General features: G+C 57.7%; 17 protein-coding genes and 2 pseudogenes. 11 read left to right on the top strand and 8 right to left on the bottom strand.

Annotation, left to right across the window (positions count from 1 at the left end):
• Nucleotides 1-228: 228 nt before the first annotated feature.
• Nucleotides 229-813, bottom strand: coding sequence for a protein-tyrosine-phosphatase (locus tag FHX05_RS29715; protein ID WP_183716084.1), 585 nt, complete (start codon nucleotides 811-813; stop codon nucleotides 229-231).
• Nucleotides 814-1,034: 221 nt separating this feature from the next.
• Between FHX05_RS29715 and FHX05_RS29710 the strand changes: the two genes are divergently transcribed.
• Entirely contained in the window at nucleotides 1,035-2,333 is a 1,299-nt protein-coding gene (locus FHX05_RS29710) for a divalent metal cation transporter (RefSeq protein WP_246699163.1), read from the top strand.
• Between the two features lie 122 nt (nucleotides 2,334-2,455).
• Here the strand turns inward: FHX05_RS29710 and FHX05_RS29705 are convergent, their stop codons facing one another.
• On the bottom strand, nucleotides 2,456-2,659 hold the full coding sequence (locus FHX05_RS29705; RefSeq protein WP_015343887.1) for a cold-shock protein: 204 nt from the start codon (nucleotides 2,657-2,659) through the stop codon (nucleotides 2,456-2,458).
• Between the two features lie 328 nt (nucleotides 2,660-2,987).
• Between FHX05_RS29705 and FHX05_RS29700 the strand changes: the two genes are divergently transcribed.
• The gene (locus FHX05_RS29700) at nucleotides 2,988-3,257 is read left to right on the top strand and encodes a hypothetical protein (RefSeq protein ID WP_183876409.1); all 270 of its coding nucleotides are present in this window, start codon (nucleotides 2,988-2,990) and stop codon (nucleotides 3,255-3,257) included.
• A 10-nt stretch (nucleotides 3,258-3,267) separates the two neighbouring features.
• On the opposite strand, the gene FHX05_RS29695 is transcribed toward FHX05_RS29700, so the two are convergent.
• The 3 genes from FHX05_RS29695 to FHX05_RS29685 form a co-directional block, all read right to left on the bottom strand.
• Nucleotides 3,268-4,233 (bottom strand): DUF72 domain-containing protein, encoded by a 966-nt coding sequence (locus FHX05_RS29695; protein ID WP_183876407.1) that lies wholly within the window; start codon nucleotides 4,231-4,233, stop codon nucleotides 3,268-3,270.
• A gap of 68 nt (nucleotides 4,234-4,301) precedes the next feature.
• A complete protein-coding gene (locus tag FHX05_RS29690) occupies nucleotides 4,302-4,511 on the bottom strand; it encodes a hypothetical protein (RefSeq protein WP_112339117.1) in 210 nt (69 codons plus the stop codon).
• A 110-nt stretch (nucleotides 4,512-4,621) separates the two neighbouring features.
• A complete protein-coding gene (locus FHX05_RS29685; protein ID WP_183876406.1) occupies nucleotides 4,622-4,948 on the bottom strand; it encodes a hypothetical protein in 327 nt (108 codons plus the stop codon).
• A gap of 168 nt (nucleotides 4,949-5,116) precedes the next feature.
• On the opposite strand from FHX05_RS29685, the pseudogene FHX05_RS29680 reads away from it, so the two are divergent.
• From FHX05_RS29680 to FHX05_RS29665, 4 genes and pseudogenes are all read left to right on the top strand, one after another.
• A pseudogene (locus FHX05_RS29680) lies at nucleotides 5,117-5,510 on the top strand (hypothetical protein).
• 330 nt (nucleotides 5,511-5,840) lie between these two features.
• On the top strand, nucleotides 5,841-6,335 hold the full coding sequence (locus FHX05_RS29675) for a sigma-70 family RNA polymerase sigma factor (RefSeq protein ID WP_162701062.1): 495 nt from the start codon (nucleotides 5,841-5,843) through the stop codon (nucleotides 6,333-6,335).
• Between the two features lie 175 nt (nucleotides 6,336-6,510).
• Nucleotides 6,511-6,672 carry a hypothetical protein gene (locus FHX05_RS29670; RefSeq protein WP_183876405.1) on the top strand — a complete coding sequence of 54 codons (162 nt, stop codon included), beginning with the start codon at nucleotides 6,511-6,513 and terminating at the stop codon, nucleotides 6,670-6,672.
• A 2-nt stretch (nucleotides 6,673-6,674) separates the two neighbouring features.
• Entirely contained in the window at nucleotides 6,675-6,872 is a 198-nt protein-coding gene (locus FHX05_RS29665) for a hypothetical protein (protein ID WP_112606143.1), read from the top strand.
• Nucleotides 6,873-6,904: 32 nt separating this feature from the next.
• On the opposite strand, the gene FHX05_RS29660 is transcribed toward FHX05_RS29665, so the two are convergent.
• The gene (locus FHX05_RS29660) at nucleotides 6,905-7,258 is read right to left on the bottom strand and encodes a hypothetical protein (RefSeq protein WP_183876404.1); all 354 of its coding nucleotides are present in this window, start codon (nucleotides 7,256-7,258) and stop codon (nucleotides 6,905-6,907) included.
• A 144-nt stretch (nucleotides 7,259-7,402) separates the two neighbouring features.
• Here FHX05_RS29660 and FHX05_RS29655 point away from each other — a divergent pair, with 144 nt between their 5' ends.
• The 4 genes from FHX05_RS29655 (at nucleotide 7,403) to FHX05_RS29640 (ending at nucleotide 11,750) form a co-directional block, all read left to right on the top strand.
• Nucleotides 7,403-8,047 carry a UdgX family uracil-DNA binding protein gene (locus tag FHX05_RS29655; protein WP_112606149.1) on the top strand — a complete coding sequence of 215 codons (645 nt, stop codon included), beginning with the start codon at nucleotides 7,403-7,405 and terminating at the stop codon, nucleotides 8,045-8,047.
• A gap of 65 nt (nucleotides 8,048-8,112) precedes the next feature.
• Nucleotides 8,113-9,258: an HlyD family secretion protein gene (locus tag FHX05_RS29650; RefSeq protein ID WP_183876403.1), complete on the top strand. Its 1,146-nt coding sequence runs from the start codon at nucleotides 8,113-8,115 to the stop codon at nucleotides 9,256-9,258.
• A gap of 1 nt (nucleotide 9,259) precedes the next feature.
• Nucleotides 9,260-10,867: a DHA2 family efflux MFS transporter permease subunit gene (locus FHX05_RS29645; protein ID WP_183876402.1), complete on the top strand. Its 1,608-nt coding sequence runs from the start codon at nucleotides 9,260-9,262 to the stop codon at nucleotides 10,865-10,867.
• Nucleotides 10,868-10,943: 76 nt separating this feature from the next.
• Nucleotides 10,944-11,750: a Ku protein gene (locus FHX05_RS29640; protein ID WP_183876401.1), complete on the top strand. Its 807-nt coding sequence runs from the start codon at nucleotides 10,944-10,946 to the stop codon at nucleotides 11,748-11,750.
• 39 nt (nucleotides 11,751-11,789) lie between these two features.
• Here the strand turns inward: FHX05_RS29640 and ligD are convergent, their stop codons facing one another.
• Together ligD and FHX05_RS29630 are read right to left on the bottom strand one after the other, a co-directional pair.
• Nucleotides 11,790-14,366: a DNA ligase D gene (gene ligD, locus FHX05_RS29635; RefSeq protein WP_183876400.1), complete on the bottom strand. Its 2,577-nt coding sequence runs from the start codon at nucleotides 14,364-14,366 to the stop codon at nucleotides 11,790-11,792.
• A gap of 2 nt (nucleotides 14,367-14,368) precedes the next feature.
• Nucleotides 14,369-15,256 carry a Ku protein gene (locus tag FHX05_RS29630; protein WP_183876398.1) on the bottom strand — a complete coding sequence of 296 codons (888 nt, stop codon included), beginning with the start codon at nucleotides 15,254-15,256 and terminating at the stop codon, nucleotides 14,369-14,371.
• A gap of 287 nt (nucleotides 15,257-15,543) precedes the next feature.
• Here FHX05_RS29630 and FHX05_RS29625 point away from each other — a divergent pair.
• Nucleotides 15,544-15,677, top strand: a pseudogene (locus tag FHX05_RS29625) (nuclease PIN); the annotation flags it as partial.

Genomic DNA, 15,677 nt, shown 5'->3' with positions numbered 1-15,677 from the left:
AGCGTCGTCTCGATTGATGCACCAATCATCCATGACCTCCGAATCATGGAGACCTATAGATTCAGACCATGGATAAATGTGCAACTGTAATGCTAGGCCTACGACAAATCGGTCGCGGCATAGATTGTCACCAAAGTGACATTGATTCCCGTCAGGGAATTGTCACGGCCAAAGAAGAAAGGCGCTGCATCGTGCAGACCGGCCCTCTTCAGGCCGGAGGCACACTCTTTACGCCGGGATTGCCATATCGAGTTCCGCCTGGCGTCCGAGGCGGGTCATCCATTCGACAAAGTCGGGCCGTCCCTTGATCTGCCGGCCATAGTGGCGGGCAAGTGCCGCCTTCAAGTCGCCGTTCCTGCCGAGTTGCTCGTCGGCGAAGCCGATCATTTGAGAGTTCGGCCAGGCCTGCGGGCGGATGGCAATCAGGCGAGCAAAGAGGCTCTCCCCCGATTCTTCGGGGTTTGATTGCGCCATCAATGAGAGCATGGCTGCGGTCGAGCGCGATACGCCCATATGGCAATGCACCAGCAGATGGCTCGGCGCCTGAGGGTCTTGCCGAGCCTGAAACTCGGAGCCGAATTTCAGGATCGCTTCGACATGTTCCGGCTGGGGCATCACGCGACCCGGCGCTGACGCTATGATGTCGTGAAAACGCAACGTCGTGCGATGGTGCTCGGCATAGGAGTGGAAGACATCGAGCTCGGGATATTCCGGATCGAGGAGGGAAAGCACGTGGGTGACGTTTCGCACGCGCTGATCGGGCAGCTCCTCAATGCCGCAAACCGTGAGTTCGGGAGAAAGAAGCACGCTCATTGTCATATCCCTTTAATCAGCTGGCGATTCCGCCGCGCTCGATACGATAAGTGTCATCGCTCTGAAGTGAAAGCGTTTTTACTCCTTGCCAGGCACGCCCTAAGCTTGGGTGGGTTCCATTCCGGCAATCTGCTTCTCGGGAACAAAACGCCTGCAAGTGCGGTTCACTCGCACCGGACGGCACGATGATGCGCTGTGCCGGTTTCTGCTGGGAGGCAGTCATGAGCGACTATCAGATGGATGACAAAAGTGAGGTCGTCGAGCCGTCAAAGCCGAGAATTTTTGAAATCCTGGGGCCGGGCCTGGTCACCGGCGCCTCGGACGACGACCCGAGCGGGATCGCGACCTATTCGCAGGCCGGAGCGCAATTCGGGTATATCGCGAGTTGGACCCTGCTCCTGACCTATCCGCTGATGGCTGCCGTGCAGATGATCAGCGCGCGCATCGGCCGGACTACGGGACGAGGTTTGGCGGGCAGCATGGCGAAGTGTTATCCCAGATGGGTGGGGATAAGCATAACCTTTCCGCTCCTGATCGCCAATGTCATCAATCTCGGCGCCGATCTCGGTGCGATGGGAGATGCCGCACATTTGCTGCTGAGCGGCAATTCGCTGATTTACGTCGCTGCCTTCGGCATCGTTTGCATTCTTCTGCAGGTGCTTCTCAAATACAAGCGTTACGTTGCAGTCCTGAAATGGCTGAGCCTGGCACTTTTATCCTACATCGCGACCCTGTTCGTGGTGCATATCGATTGGTCGGCCCTCACCCGCGGACTGCTGCTGCCGACCTTCAAGACCGATCCGAACTACTGGTCCATGATCGTCGCAATTTTCGGAACGACGATCAGCCCTTATCTGTTTTTCTGGCAGGCGTCCCAGGAGGCCGAAGATCTCAAGGAGAAGCCGCGGCAAGAACCGCTTGTGAAACACCCTCAGGAAGCGAAAAGGGCGGACACTCGCATCACACTGGACACCCTCATCGGCATGGCCGCATCCAACATCGTCGCGCTCGCGATCATCACGACCACAGCAGCTACGCTTAACAAGGCCGGTGCGACAAACATCGAGAGTTCTGTCGATGCAGCGAAGGCGATTGAACCGCTGGCCGGACAATTTGCCAAGATCATTTTTGCCACAGGGATTATCGGAACAGGCCTTCTGGCTGTTCCAGTTCTCGCAGGGTCGGCTGCATATGCTGTCGGGGAGGCGGCGCGGTGGAAGGTCGGGCTGTCGCGCGAGCCGAGCGAGGCGAAGGCTTTCTATACGACGGTGGGCTTGGCGACGGTGGTGGGAATGCTGTTGAACTTTACGCCCATCCCGCCGATGAAGGCCCTGTTCTGGAGTGCCGTCATCAACGGTGTCGTCGCGGTTCCAGTTATGGTGATCCTGATGCTGATCGCCACCAATCGCGACGTCATGAAACAGTTTGTCATCCGGGGCGGGTTGAAAACGCTTGGCTGGATCGCCTGCGCTATCATGTTCGTCGCCGTGATTGGCATGGCCGTGGCCGCATTTATGTAGGAACGATCGGACGACGCAAATGGCCGTTTCGGCTGACGATGGTTCAGGCGAAACATCGGCAGGCGCCCCATAGCGGCCGAGTGCACTACCCGAAATGTCGGGTAGTGACATATTTATAATCGTCAGAGCGGTCTGACGTTTTCCGCCTTTGTCTTGCCTGTCTTCCGGTCCTGACCGAGATCGTAGGAAACGGACTGTCCCTCCCGAAGCACGTTGCCGTATTGCAGGGCGGAGACATGAACGAAAACGTCAGGTCCTCCACTTTCCGGCGTAATGAAGCCGAAGCCCTTGTCTGTATTGAAAAACTTAACCGTGCCAGTTGGCATGATATCCCCATATCTTTGCGTTTGATTGCGGCGGCAACCTAGCGGGCAACCGCTGTCAGATCAAGCATATCTGCTGCGGCTACCTAAAAATGCCTGTGATCAGACCACCGAACGCGCCTCACGCTGAATTGCGCTGACGATTTCTTTGCGCCCAATTGCCCGCTTGGCCGCCTCGGCCCGCGCAGCTTATGCCCATGGGGAACCAAAGCGGAGGAGGACAGTTTGGATTGTCACCGATCGGCCGGACGCTTGCCGGACAAAATGCATGGTTCTCTTGTAACGGCAAGGCGTGCCCCGCCTAAGAGACTCCGAGGTCAGGAGGTGTAAGATGGAAATCTATCATCGATATCGCGAGAACGCGGTGGTGCAGGGTTCTATTGTCGTCAAGTTCTACCATTCTGGCGATCAGATCCGCGGATTCCTGCGTAAGGTCACGCCGCCCGGAGAGGATGATATCATCTTTCCGGGCGAGGAGATGGAGCCCGATGACGCTTTTCGGGCAGCCCGCAACAAAATGTCCGGCGAAATCATGAGGCCGATTTACGTCGAATTGTCGGAAGGCGTGAATTGGAACCCGGCATGGGGTCAGCTCGAATGAGCTGAGTTGATTACGCTGACCGATGTTGCGGTCGGGACTTTGGGATTTCCCGCCGATGCCGCCGCACGTGCTTCGTAGGGGCTACAGTCTCCTTCTGCGGGGTTAGTCCAAGGCACTCGTTCAGTCGCTGTGCGTCGGCCGGCGCACGTACCTTCACATCATTGTCGAAATAGACATAGACGTCGCGGCCACGCTGTGGTTGTTTCAGCGGTTCCAGGACGCGGTTGGCCTTGGTCGGCTCGCGCCCGTGCGCCCAATCGTCGATCCGTACTGCCCAGACCTTCAGAGCCTCGTCATCATATCCGCTTACATATAGCTCCTCCGAGCCATGCAGGCGGCAATAGACGAAGTCTGCGGTGACATCCATGAGCAAAGGCCATTCGACTGTATCTGCGCAGACGAGCCCGATCTTATGCTTCCGTAAGAGTTCGATAAAGTCTGGGTTCACGAAGCTCTCGTTGCGGATTTCGAAGGCATGGCGGAGCGGTCTTTTTTCTTCCGTCCGCAACCAATCGCGGCCGTTCACCCGCTCGTCGTGCCGCCTGGCGAGATGAGCAGCTTCATCGGTATCTTTCGGCAGCATCTCTATAAAAGAGGAAAATAAGACCGGATCAAAGCGCAGTCGCGGAGGAAATTGCCAGAGGATCGGGCCGAGTTTTTTTCCCAGGCGCAGCACGCCGGACGCCATGAAGTTGGCAAGCGGCACCTCGACATCCCGGAGCCTGCGCAGATGGGTTATGTAGCGGGATCCCTTGACTGCGAAGACGAAATCATCCGGTGTCGCGTCCCGCCACCTGGCAAAAGTCTCGGGAGTTTGAAGGCCATAGAAAGTGCCGTTGATTTCGATGGATGGAAATTGCGAGGACGCGTAAGCGAGCTCCCCTTTTTGCGGCACGTTCTTCGGATAGAAAACACCGCGCCAGGGAGCGTAAGTCCAACCTGAAATACCGATACGGATGGTTCCAGTTCTTTTCATGTTATCTATTGTGCTTGCATCGGATTGCGTTCATGCGGGACGTTGCCGATGTCCAACGTCCTGTCGTCTCAAGTGACGTTGATGGAAGGCAGGAATGACATGACTTCGCTTCGTCGCTTAGGCGGCAGACTCTCGATTTCCCTTTTCCAGAAGGCTTCCGCTTCGAGGGGATCGGCCTCCCAACTATTGGTCGACAGGATGTTATCGTCCATCACCAGCAGTCTTTTGCCCCCAAGCCTTAAATATTCTTCGGCAAGCTCTTGAGCACTGTTCATCATGATTCTGCTCCTCGAATGATCCGCCTGTCGCGGGCAATCCACATTATGGATGCCGGCAACGAGGGGAGTTCGTGAAATTCAGATGGCATTGTCGCATCCATCAGCTGATGTCACTGCGGGCAATTGCTGCGTGATGTGCTGTCACTCGACTGGCCGCTGCTTTGGGTATCCGCACCTTGCGCAGTATTCTTGCCGGTCTTCATGGCATTGCAATCCTGCGATTGACCATTGGAATTTGGGGTGCCATTGGTTCCCGTCGTATTGTTGCCGGTACCTCCATTTCCACTGGTGGCAGCTCCGTTCTGCGAGTTGGTGCTAGCGCCGTTACCGCTACCTGAGCCACCTGTTCCGGTTCCTCCAGAACCAGATTGCTGCGCCATGACTGCCGTAGCCATGCCGATCGAAAGGGCACATACCGCAATCATTCTTGTCAACATTGGTATTTCCTCCTTTGGCTTTGCTGCCTTCAAACTCGGAACCCGCGCCGTTGTTTCCGGATTTTTGGATTTTTCGTCCGTTGGGAGTGGATCGGGTCTACCTGCTCGAATGTCGGGAACAAGCCGTTCGTATGAAAGTTGGGGTTCCTTTTTACGAGAGGCCCCCTCATGTCTTCCTTTAAAGATCGCCCTGTCATCAGCGACTTCCAGCAGCCCGGCCAGGCTCCAAGCGGTGATCCGCTTTTGGGCACGATCGATAGCGAGCTTGCCGACGAGGGCTTCCTCGTCACCAGCACGGACGAACTCGCCACCTGGGCTCGCGGTGGCACCCTGATGTGGATGACATTCGGACTTGCCTGCTGCGCCATCGAGATGATGCAGATGTCGATGCCGCGCTATGATGTCGAACGCATCGGTGCGGCACCGAGAGGCAGCCCGAGGCAATCGGATCATTCCGATCGATATCTATGTGCCCGGGTGTCCTCCCACTGCGGAAGCGCTGCTCTGCGGCGTTCTGCTTCTTCAGCGCAAGATTCGGCGCAACGGGACGATCGAGCGATAGCCGGAATAGAGCGATTTCGCTTCGTTCCTATCGTCCTGATTCGATAGACTGCAATTATTTGGATTCTCTTGGAACAAGCTCCGGATGCAACCGTTCCCTTGAAAGATGCCAGGAGCATCCCGAGTAGGAAACGCTCCGAAGCATCCTGATATGCATCACCGCGCATAGCGAGCAGCAAATCTGCACAACTCGTCAGGTCGTTTTGTTCTAACGACTCCTGGGTGTGCTGACGCGCGTCGCGCCTCGGCAGCAGCCGAGTCCCGGCATTGCGATCCAATGCCGCCGGATACCGCTATGCGCTGCTTCCCAAGGAGAAGGCTTGTGAGCGATATGTACCGAACGGCCGGTCTGCAAGATGAAATCGTTGAGCTTATTCCAGCTCTTCGCGCCTTTGCGCGTAGCTTTCACAGAAATGCCAACGACGCCGATGATCTGGTCCAGGAAACCTTGACGAAAGCGCTGGCCAATCTCGACCAATTCGATCGTGGCACCAGGCTGAAATCCTGGTTGTTCACGATCATGCGCAATACCTTCTGCACCAAATTCCGTATCAACAGGCGCGAAGCTCCCGGCGCCGACAAATGCGTTTCCGGCGAGGGAGTGGCGCAGCCATCACAGGAATGGACCGTTCGCGCGAAAGAGCTCGAGGAGGCATGCAATCTGTTGCCGGAGCACTATCGCTCGGTGCTTCAATACGTTGTCATCGAAGGGCGGTCCTACGATGCTGCCGCGGAAAGATTCGGTTGTGCGATCGGCACGGTGAAAAGCCGGATCAACCGTGCCCGCCAGCAATTGGCGGCGCGCCTCGGCGAAGAGGCTCATTGACGATCTTATCATTCCCCGATCTTGCCTCAACACGGAGGTTCCGGACCCCAGGCGGAGACCTCTGCAAAGCCGCTTTATATCGGAGGATTTGAGGAGCAAATGCCAATATCCGGTGTTCGATCCAACGGGAGGCGGGCATCCAGAAGAACGAGAGGCAGGAGATGGGGAGGATTGGATGTACGATGTCATTGATGTGGAATTCACGACGCTTTGGACCAAGCCAGTCCGTCTTGCAGCCAGTGATCGAGACGATCAGATGATCCGGGCGCCAGAGGCATCAAGAGCTACTTTCGTGACCGCCTGCCTCGATGCACGCCTTGTGTTGGAGCAGGTATAGCCATGAAAACCGGAAGCGACGATAGGAACTCCGAAGACGAGGCCTATGAGCTCGGCAGAAGGGCCTTTGCCAAAGGGGCGTGCAGCGACAACAATCCGTTTGCACAGGGCGATCAACGGCGCGATGAATGGGCGCATGGCTTCACGGATGCGCAGAAGATTCGCAGTGATCAGCATAAGCCGGGCCACCCGCCAAACTGATTGCATGTGATTGCCAAGAGCGGAGACCCGCCTCAGCGCCCGCTTTCCCGTTCGTTGATCTCGATCTGGCCTTTCTCCGCTAGGATGGGCAGGGCGATCTTGTGCTGTGCCTCGTCCATCTCCTGGACCGTGACCAGCGTTCCTCCCTGTTCCAGCGCCGCCGCATAGGCTGTGCGCTGTTCTTCATGAAAGAAGATGCCCGTCAACGCGTCGAGAAAGCCCATATGATCGATTGGCGTTGTATCGGGCCGATTACCGGGCGTCATCGTGATCGCGTCTTTCGGAATGCCGGCATCTACCAGTTCCTGGGCCGCAGCTTCCGCATCATATTCATCAGCGAAGAATGCACTGAGTGCGAAGGGGCCTGGTTTGCTTTGACCGCTCATGAGGATTTCTCCTTTTGCATGTTCCTATCGATCTAACGAATGCCGGTTGCGCGGGTTCCCTGCAGCGGCAAACTCACACGAATGGAACAAACAGAAGAGCGATTAGTTGATCGTTGAAGAATCTGGAACCATTGCGAGCCCCCAATGCTCGAGAGATTTGCTTCGGCCGGCGCAGGCCCATCGTTAGCGTATGAACATGCAGACGCAGAGACACTCGACGAGCTGCGTGACGATGCGCAATCATGCCAACGCTGCGACCTTTATCGCAACGCCACTCATCTTGTATTCGGCGAAGGGCCTCGCACCGCTGAAATCGTCCTCGTCGGCGAGCAACCCGGCGACAAGGAGGATCAGGCTGCTCGGCCTTTCGTGGGGCCTGCGGGCCGGCTGTTGGATCAATGCCTTGATGAAGCAGGGGTGGATCGCGATCGTTGCTATGTCACCAACGCCGTCAAGCATTTCAAATATCAGATGCGCGGCAAGAAGCGTCTGCACGCTCGGCCGAATGCCGGAGAGATACAACGTTGCGCCTGGTGGTTAGGCGCGGAACTCGAGCTGCTCCAGCCAAAACTGGTCGTCGCCCTCGGCGCAACCGCCGTATCCTCCCTGCTGGGGACAAAGGTGAAGGTCATGCGTGATCGCGGACATATCCTGCATTCCGCCACGAAGCTCAATGTTCTCGTGACCATCCATCCCTCGGCGTTGTTGCGGATCAGGGAGGCTGACGAGAGAGAAAGAAACCGGGCCGCCTTCATCCAGGATTTGAAAAAGGTCACGCGCTTTCTATAGGGCTGACCACCTCTTCATTGAACCGCCGAAGTCAGATTGAGCAGGACAAAAGCAAAGGTCATGTCATGGCTGACAATCAATCCACAACCATGGAAACCAGGCCCGACCGGCCGACACAGCAGGTTTCAGATGAAATCGAACGTCAGAGGGAGGCCCGGCAGGAAGCAAAGCGGCCTTCCTTCCTTCGCCGTCATCCCTTCTGGATCCTGTTCGCGGCCGTAGCTCTGGTGGTTCTCATTGCCGCCGGATGGTTCGCCTGGAAGGTGTATTTCTATCCCTACGAGACGACGGACGATGCCTTCGTCGGCGCTCGTAATTTCTCCGTTGCCGCCAAGGTCTCCGGCTACGTTTCCGACGTGCCGGTGACCGACAACCAGCATGTCGAGGCCGGCGATGTCATCCTGCGGATCGAGCCGCGGGATTACCAGATCGCGCTTGACCAGGCAAACGCGCAGATAGAGGCCGCTAAAGCTTCTGTCGAGAGCGCGAGTGCACAGATCGAGGCGGCTGCCGCCTCCGTCGATGTGGCAAAGGCGCAGCTGAGTTCGGCCAACGCGGCTCTGCAATATGCGCAGCAGGAGGCCAATCGCCAGCAGCAGCTGGTCAAATCCGGATCGGGCAGCGTGCAGGCGGTACAGCAGGCGGCGTCCACCTTGCAGCAGGATCAGGCAAGCCTTGCCCAGATGCAGGCAAACGTGACTTCCGCCTTGAAGAACAAGGCCGTGGCCGAGGCGCAGAAATCGAGCGCGCTGGCAAGCCTCAAGCAGGCGCAAGCGCAGGCCGAAGAAGCCCAGCAAAATCTCAGCTATACGACGATAACCGCTGCGCAGCCCGGCCGCGTCGTCCGTCTCACCGGCGCAAAGGGCCAGTTCATCGATGCCGGCCAGGCGATCGCGACCTTCGTCCCGGATGAAATCTGGATCACTGCGAATTTCAAGGAAACGCAGCTGACCGACATGCGTCCGGATCAGCCGGTGGATGTGACGATCGACGCCTATCCGGATCATACGCTGCATGGCAAGGTGGCCTCCGTCCAGCCAGGCTCCGGCACCGCCTTTTCACTCCTGCCGGCGGAAAACGCGACTGGCAACTATGTGAAGGTCACGCAGCGCGTACCGGTGAAGATCGTCGTTGACCAATGGCCCGCCGATCTCCCCATCGGCCCCGGCATGTCCGTCGTGCCGACGGTCACGGTCCGGCCGAGGAACTGAGATGAGCGGCACAGCAACGGCAAATGGAGGCGCGGCCTCATCCGAGCGTGCCACGAACCCTTGGCTCATTGCCATCGTCGTGTCGCTCGCGACCTTCATGGAGGTGCTGGATACTACGATCGCCAACGTGGCGTTGCGCTACATTTCCGGCGGCCTTGCCGTCAATTCCGATGAAGCCTCGTGGGTGGTGACGACGTATCTCGTCTCGAATGCCATCGTGCTCGTTGCCAGCAGCTACTTTGCGGAACGGTTCGGCCGACGGCGTTTTTATCTTTTGTGCCTCGCAACGTTCACCATCGCTTCCATCCTGTGCGGGTTGTCCTGGAACCTCGAGACGTTGCTGATCTTTCGGATGATCCAGGGCTTTGCCGGCGGCGGCATGGTGCCGACCTCGCAGGCGATCCTGGCGGATGCCTTCCCGCCGGCAAAGCGCGGGCAGGCTTTTGCGCTTTTCGGCGTCGCCGTGGTCGTCGCGCCGGTTATCGGCCCGACCCTGGGCGGCTATCTCTCGGATAATCTTTCCTGGCATTGGTGTTTTCTCATCAACGGTCCCGTCGGCGTCTTCGCCTTCATCCTCGTTTATGCCCTGCTCAAGGAAACGCCGAAGACGAAGCAGATGCGTGAGGAGTTTCGGCGCAAGGGCGTGCGCTTCGACATTGTCGGTTTTCTGCTGGTTGCAACATTTCTCGGTTCGCTGGAGCTTACGCTCGATCGAGGGCAAACTGATGATTGGTTCGGTTCCAACTTCATCATCCTGACGGCGACGATCTGCCTGCTATCGTTTCTTCTTGCCATTCCATGGGTTCTGACGAAGGCCAATCCGATCATCGATGGCTGGCTGCTCGGCACACGGCAATTCGGCTCCTGCTTCATCGTCATGATGGCGGTCGGCGCGATCCTGATCGCAACGACGCAGTTCATTCCCGAAGTCGTGCAGCAGAACTACGGATATACCGCAACATGGGCGGGGCTGGCCTTGTCACCGGGCGGACTTGTCACCATGGTCATGATGTTCGTGGCCGGACGCGTCAATTCCATAATACAACCGAAATATCTGATCGCCATCGGCGCGGCGATTATTGCGGTATCCATGTGGCAATTGACCAGGCTTTATCCGGGATTGAACTTCAGTTTCTTTGTCTGGTCGCGCCTCTATATAGGACTTGGTCTACCGCTGATCTTCATTCCGATCACCTCGGCTTCCTATTACGGTCTGAGGCCGGAGCAGACCAATCAGGCATCCGCCATGATCAATGCCGCCCGAAATATTGGCGGTTCGATCGGCGTCTGCATTGCGTCGAACGTGCTTGCTCATCGCGAGCAGTGGCATCAGAGCCGGCTCGTCGAGCACATCACGCCATCTTCACCCGCCTATCACGACACGCTGCAAACCATGACACGCTATTTTGCCGAGAAGGGAGCGACCATGGCGGATGCGAAGGCGCAGGCGACCGCCTGGATCGGCCAGCAGGTGCAGACCCAGGCGAGCTTCCTGGCCTACATCGATGTATTCCATGTGCTGATGCTGATCGTGCTCTGCGCCATTCCACTCGCCTTGATTCTCAGCAATGTCGATCTCAAGGAGGGCGGCGGCGGTGGCATGCATTGAGTCTCGGCCGCAATAGCGTCATGCCAGGGAACCAGGAAATGCCGGATATCGTTCCCTTCCTATTGGAGAGAAAAACATGGCTCCGCGTTCTTTCTGGAAAGGCTATCTCAAACTGTCGTTGGTGACTTGCCCGGTCGCCATGAGGCCGGCGACAAGTGATAATGAAAAGGTTCGTTTTCACACGCTCAATAGAAAGACAGGCAATCGCATCGTCAGCCAATACGTCGATTCCGTCACGGGCAAGGCTGTGGATGAGGACGATGAAGTGAAAGGCTATGAGCACGGGGAGAATGACTATGTCATGCTTGAGGATGAGGAACTCGATGCGGTCGGCCTTGAAAGCACCCGGACGATCGATATCGAAATGTTCGTACCGCGCGACAGCATCGAATGGATCTGGTTCGATACGCCGCATTATCTAACGCCGGACGATGCTGTTGGCGAAGAGGCCTACTGCGTGATCCGCGATGCGATGGCCGCGAGCCGAATGGTCGGCATATCCCGGCTCGTCATGTATCGCCGCGAACGTGCCGTCATGCTAGAGCCTAGAGACAAGGGGATCGTCCTTTGGACCTTGCGCTTCGGCGACGAGGTGCGCGATGAACGGAACTATTTCGGAAATATCGGATCAGAACCCGTAGACGGCAAGCTGATGAAGCTGGTCGGCGAGCTGATAGATGAACGAACGAAACCATGGGACCCGGCGATGGTTTCGGACCCAGTTCAGGAAAAGCTGCTCGATATCATCGCCGCCAAGAAGAAAGGGCGCAAGCGGCCCGCCAAGGCAAAGGTGGAAGAAGCCGCAGCGCCCAGCAACGTCATCAGCATCATGGATGCCCTTCGCAAGAGCCTTTCGCAGGAAGAGGGCGCAAGGAAACGCTAGTCACCTGCGGGCTTTCGCTGTCAGGAAGAAATTTGTTCGTCAAGACTTACGCTTGGTCTTCGCGGACGCCTCGCGCAGGGGTTCGGCGGCTTTCCGGAAGTCTGCCCAGGGATCCGAACGGAGCGCGGCAAGCCGCGTCGGCACATTGAGCACGGTGAAATAGTCCGGCCCTATTGCAGGGCTCAACTCCTCCCAGGATAAAGGCATCGAGACCGCGGCGCCCGGCCGTGCACGGGTGGAGTAAGGCGCGACGGCAGTCGAGCCGCGTTGATTTCTCAGATAATCGATCAGGATCTTGCCGCGGCGTTTCGATTTGGTGATGGTGGAAACATAGCGATCTGGGCTGTCGGCGGCCATGGCGTCGGCGATACCCTTGGTAAAGGCCTTGACGACAGGCCATTCGGCCTTGGCGACCAGCGGGCAGACGATGTGCAGCCCTTTTCCGCCCGAAGTCTTCACGAAAGGAACCAGTCCCGTCTGCCTCAGCCGCTCAGCCGTTTCTTCCGCGGCGGCGATGACCTTGCTCCAGGCGACGTCCGGACCTGGATCGAGGTCCATGATGATCATGTCAGGCTTTTCCCAATTGCCGATCATCGATCCCCAGGGATGGATTTCGAGGACTGCCGCCTGCACGAGGCCGATCAGGCCATTCAGGTCGTCGATGCTGACATAGGGTTCTTCGTCTTGCGGATCTTTCGCCAATGCGATGTTCCTGTTCATGCTCTTCCAGGCATGCTTCTGGAAGAAATGCTGGCCGGCGATGCCGTGGGGACAGCGCACGAGCGCAAGCGGCCGACCGACGACGAAAGGCCCCATATGGCGCCAGACCTCGGTATAATAATCCGCAAGCCCCGCCTTCGTAACACCTTCGTCAGGCCAATAGAGGCGATCGCCGTGGGTCAAGGATACGCTGCTGCGCGCGGGCTTTTCAGTCGAAGACGTCCTCGTGGATTTCGGTGTTTCGCGAACGATCTCGAGCGGATTCTTGTCTTCTCGCAATCCGCGGAAGGAGGCGTGGCGCAAATGGCCATCTGCCGTCCAGGCGCGAAATTCGACTTCCGCAACCAGTTCGGGCCGCACGAAGCGGACACCGCGATGCTCTTCCGCGGTGAGCTTGGTTGCGAAAGGATTTTCCTTCACTTGCAGATGGGTTAGCCTTTTGAAGAGCTGCTCGGCGACAGTGTGCGTGTAACCCGTACCGACGCGGCCGACATGTTCGAGCTTGCCGTCTTCATAGACGCCGAGCACCAGCGAGCCGATCGCCTTTCGTGACGTTGTCGATGGGACCCAGCCGCCGATCACGAATTCCTGCCGGGAGGAACATTTTGATTTCACCCATGTCTTGCCGCGGCCGGGGCGATATGGATCATCGGCAATCTTCGATACGATCCCTTCCAGGCTCAATCTGCAGGCATGCGACAACAGCAGGTCGCCATTTTCATCAAAATGACTGCTGAAGCGAAGGATCCCGGTTTCGGAGGGGATGATCTTCCGCAGCAATTCCTTGCGGCCGATCAAGGGCGATGCCTTCAGGTCATAGCCGTCGAGATAGAGGAGATCGAAAGCATAGAAGACGAAGCGGTCGCTACGGCCTTCGCTGAGATCCGCCTGCAGAGCAGAGAAATCGGACGCGCCGGCCGCCGGCTCGACGACCAGCTCGCCGTCGATGATTGCGGTACCGAGGGGGAGATCCCGGAAGGCGCTGACAATCTCCTTGCCGAATTTCTGACTCCAGTCGAGGCCGCTGCGCGTTAGCAGCTTGATGCGGCCTGCCTCGATGCGGACCTCGAGCCGATAGCCGTCGAATTTGATTTCGTGAAGCCACCGGGAGCCTGAAGGTGGCTTGGATACCAATGTCGCCAAAGCGGGTTCGACGAAGGATGGCAGAGTAGCCTTGCGGGCACCCTTCAAAGACGAGGGATCAACGGGCGTTGCGTCCGTTTGCGTTGCGGTTTCGCCGGCTTCCTCCTTGGCGGCATCATGCTTCTTGCGGCTGGCCCTGCGACGGATCTTCCCGGTCTTCGAGGACCAGCCCGGCTTTTCGTTCTCGACTTCGTCTATGACACGCCCCGTTTTTGCAGATTCCGGTCGTTCCTCGAGAATATCGGCAGCGCCCTCCGGGCGGGCCGCCTCGTCTTCGCCTTTGATCAACAGCCAGTTTTCCCGCTTCTCGCGTGGCTTCCCCGCCATGCGGATCAGATGCCACCGGCCGCCGAGTTTCTTTCCGTGGAGCTCGAATTCGAGATGTCCCTTCGCAAGGCCCTTATGGGGATCGCCAAGCGGCGTCCAAGAGCCCTTGTCCCAGACGATGACGGTCCCGCCGCCATATTCGCCCTTGGGGATCGTGCCTTCGAAATCACCATACTCCAGCGGGTGATCTTCGGTCTGCACCGCCAGCCGCTTTTCGCCGGCTACCAGGCTCGGCCCCTTGGTCACGGCCCAGCTCTTCAAGACCCCGTCCAATTCGAGGCGAAAATCATAGTGGAGCCGGCGCGCATCGTGTTTCTGAATGACGTAGCTGTTGCCGGATACCGCGATCTTTTTTCTGCCGCCTCGCCCTCTCGGCTCGGTGGTCTTGCTGAAATCGCGTTTGCGGTTGTAGGTCTCCAATGCCATCGTCAGCTCGCCTTGCGTTGCGGCCGCGAAGAAGACTTCGTTCGCGATTTGGCCGTCTTGCGGGAGGCCGCGCCCGATTTCCTAGCGGGTTCATTTGCGCTTGCCTTACCTTGGCCACTCATGCCGGCACTCTGGCGTAGAGCCTCCATGAGATCGGTCACCTTGGCGACCTTTGCCGGCTTGCGTTGCGGGATCTTCTTGCCCTCGATCTTGGCCTTTACGAGCTCCGCAAGCGCTGCTTCATAGCGGTCGTCGAATTCGCTCGGGTCGAATTTGCCTTTCTTGGTGGTGATGATGTGCTTGGCGAGATCGAGCATTTCGCCCTTGATTTTCATATCGGGCACATCCTCGAAGGCTTCTTTTGCCGAGCGAACCTCGTAGTCGAAATTCAATACCGTCGCGATCAGCCCTTTGCCGTGGGCACGGATCATGACGGTTCGCAGGCGGCGAAACAGAACGGTTTGGGCAATGGCAGCGACCTGCTTCTTGCGCATTCCGTCGCGGATCAATGCGAATGCCTCTTCGCTCGCAGGAGTGGAAGGGGCGAGATAATATGGACGGTCGAAATAGACGTCATCAATGTCGTCGCATGCCATGAAGGCCTTTATCTGTAAGACCTTGTCGCTTTCCGGCACCGCCGCGGCGATTTCCTCAGGCTCAAGAACGATGTAATCATCCTTGTTGAGTTCGTAGCCTTTGACCTGATCCTCGCGCGACACCGGTTTCCCGCTCGCAGCATCTATGAATTCCCGTCGGACGCGATTGCCGGTTGCTCGGTTCAGCGTGTGAAAAGAAATCCGATCGGAAGTGGAAACTGCCGTATAGAGCGCAACAGCGCAGCCGACCTCCCCGAACCTCAGATATCCTTTCCATTGCGCACGCGCACTCATCAGCGGACTCCATGTCGACGACAGGAAACAAACGGGACCTGGCGGTCATTGTTCCCTGTTGTCCTTGTTTTGTTGGGGAAGCCGACAGAAGCGCATGGCGATTTACGGTTCTTACGCATCGTGCAGGTCTGGGTGTAGCACCTCTATCGGCATCCCAACTCTTGCGAGACTGTCGAAGACCGTGGTTTCGCGGGCACATCGGCTTTTCATGGTGGCCTCCATCATTTATGACGGATTTATGACAACACACGTTCGGAGCGCCGAGAGTGAACTGGTTCCGTAAATTGATGCCCCGGGAAGATTGCTTTTTCGATCTGTTCGGGCGGCATTCCCGTACAATCGTCAGCGCCGCGGAAGCCCTGAGCGAACTGCTGAGCGGCAAAGATACCGAGAAGCACTGCAAACGCATCGTCGAACTCGA

Source organism: Rhizobium sp. BK491 (assembly GCF_014194925.1).
GTDB lineage: Bacteria > Pseudomonadota > Alphaproteobacteria > Rhizobiales > Rhizobiaceae > Rhizobium.
The sequence above is the reverse complement of the archived record's forward strand: the minus strand, read 5'-3'. Positions and strand labels throughout refer to the sequence as shown.

Excerpts from the sequence above, each read along its gene's own strand:
- FHX05_RS29715 (WP_183716084.1), bottom strand. The coding sequence starts at position 813 with ATGAGCGTGCTTCTTTCTCCCGAACTCACGGTTTGCGGCATTGAGGAG.
- FHX05_RS29710 (WP_246699163.1), top strand. The coding sequence starts at position 1,035 with ATGAGCGACTATCAGATGGATGACAAAAGTGAGGTCGTCGAGCCGTCA.
- FHX05_RS29705 (WP_015343887.1), bottom strand. The coding sequence starts at position 2,659 with ATGCCAACTGGCACGGTTAAGTTTTTCAATACAGACAAGGGCTTCGGC.
- FHX05_RS29700 (WP_183876409.1), top strand. The coding sequence starts at position 2,988 with ATGGAAATCTATCATCGATATCGCGAGAACGCGGTGGTGCAGGGTTCT.
- FHX05_RS29695 (WP_183876407.1), bottom strand. The coding sequence starts at position 4,233 with ATGAAAAGAACTGGAACCATCCGTATCGGTATTTCAGGTTGGACTTAC.
- FHX05_RS29690 (WP_112339117.1), bottom strand. The coding sequence starts at position 4,511 with ATGATGAACAGTGCTCAAGAGCTTGCCGAAGAATATTTAAGGCTTGGG.
- FHX05_RS29685 (WP_183876406.1), bottom strand. The coding sequence starts at position 4,948 with ATGTTGACAAGAATGATTGCGGTATGTGCCCTTTCGATCGGCATGGCT.
- FHX05_RS29675 (WP_162701062.1), top strand. The coding sequence starts at position 5,841 with ATGTACCGAACGGCCGGTCTGCAAGATGAAATCGTTGAGCTTATTCCA.
- FHX05_RS29670 (WP_183876405.1), top strand. The coding sequence starts at position 6,511 with ATGTACGATGTCATTGATGTGGAATTCACGACGCTTTGGACCAAGCCA.
- FHX05_RS29665 (WP_112606143.1), top strand. The coding sequence starts at position 6,675 with ATGAAAACCGGAAGCGACGATAGGAACTCCGAAGACGAGGCCTATGAG.
- FHX05_RS29660 (WP_183876404.1), bottom strand. The coding sequence starts at position 7,258 with ATGAGCGGTCAAAGCAAACCAGGCCCCTTCGCACTCAGTGCATTCTTC.
- FHX05_RS29655 (WP_112606149.1), top strand. The coding sequence starts at position 7,403 with ATGCTCGAGAGATTTGCTTCGGCCGGCGCAGGCCCATCGTTAGCGTAT.
- FHX05_RS29650 (WP_183876403.1), top strand. The coding sequence starts at position 8,113 with ATGGCTGACAATCAATCCACAACCATGGAAACCAGGCCCGACCGGCCG.
- FHX05_RS29645 (WP_183876402.1), top strand. The coding sequence starts at position 9,260 with ATGAGCGGCACAGCAACGGCAAATGGAGGCGCGGCCTCATCCGAGCGT.
- FHX05_RS29640 (WP_183876401.1), top strand. The coding sequence starts at position 10,944 with ATGGCTCCGCGTTCTTTCTGGAAAGGCTATCTCAAACTGTCGTTGGTG.
- ligD (WP_183876400.1), bottom strand. The coding sequence starts at position 14,366 with ATGGCATTGGAGACCTACAACCGCAAACGCGATTTCAGCAAGACCACC.
- FHX05_RS29630 (WP_183876398.1), bottom strand. The coding sequence starts at position 15,256 with ATGAGTGCGCGTGCGCAATGGAAAGGATATCTGAGGTTCGGGGAGGTC.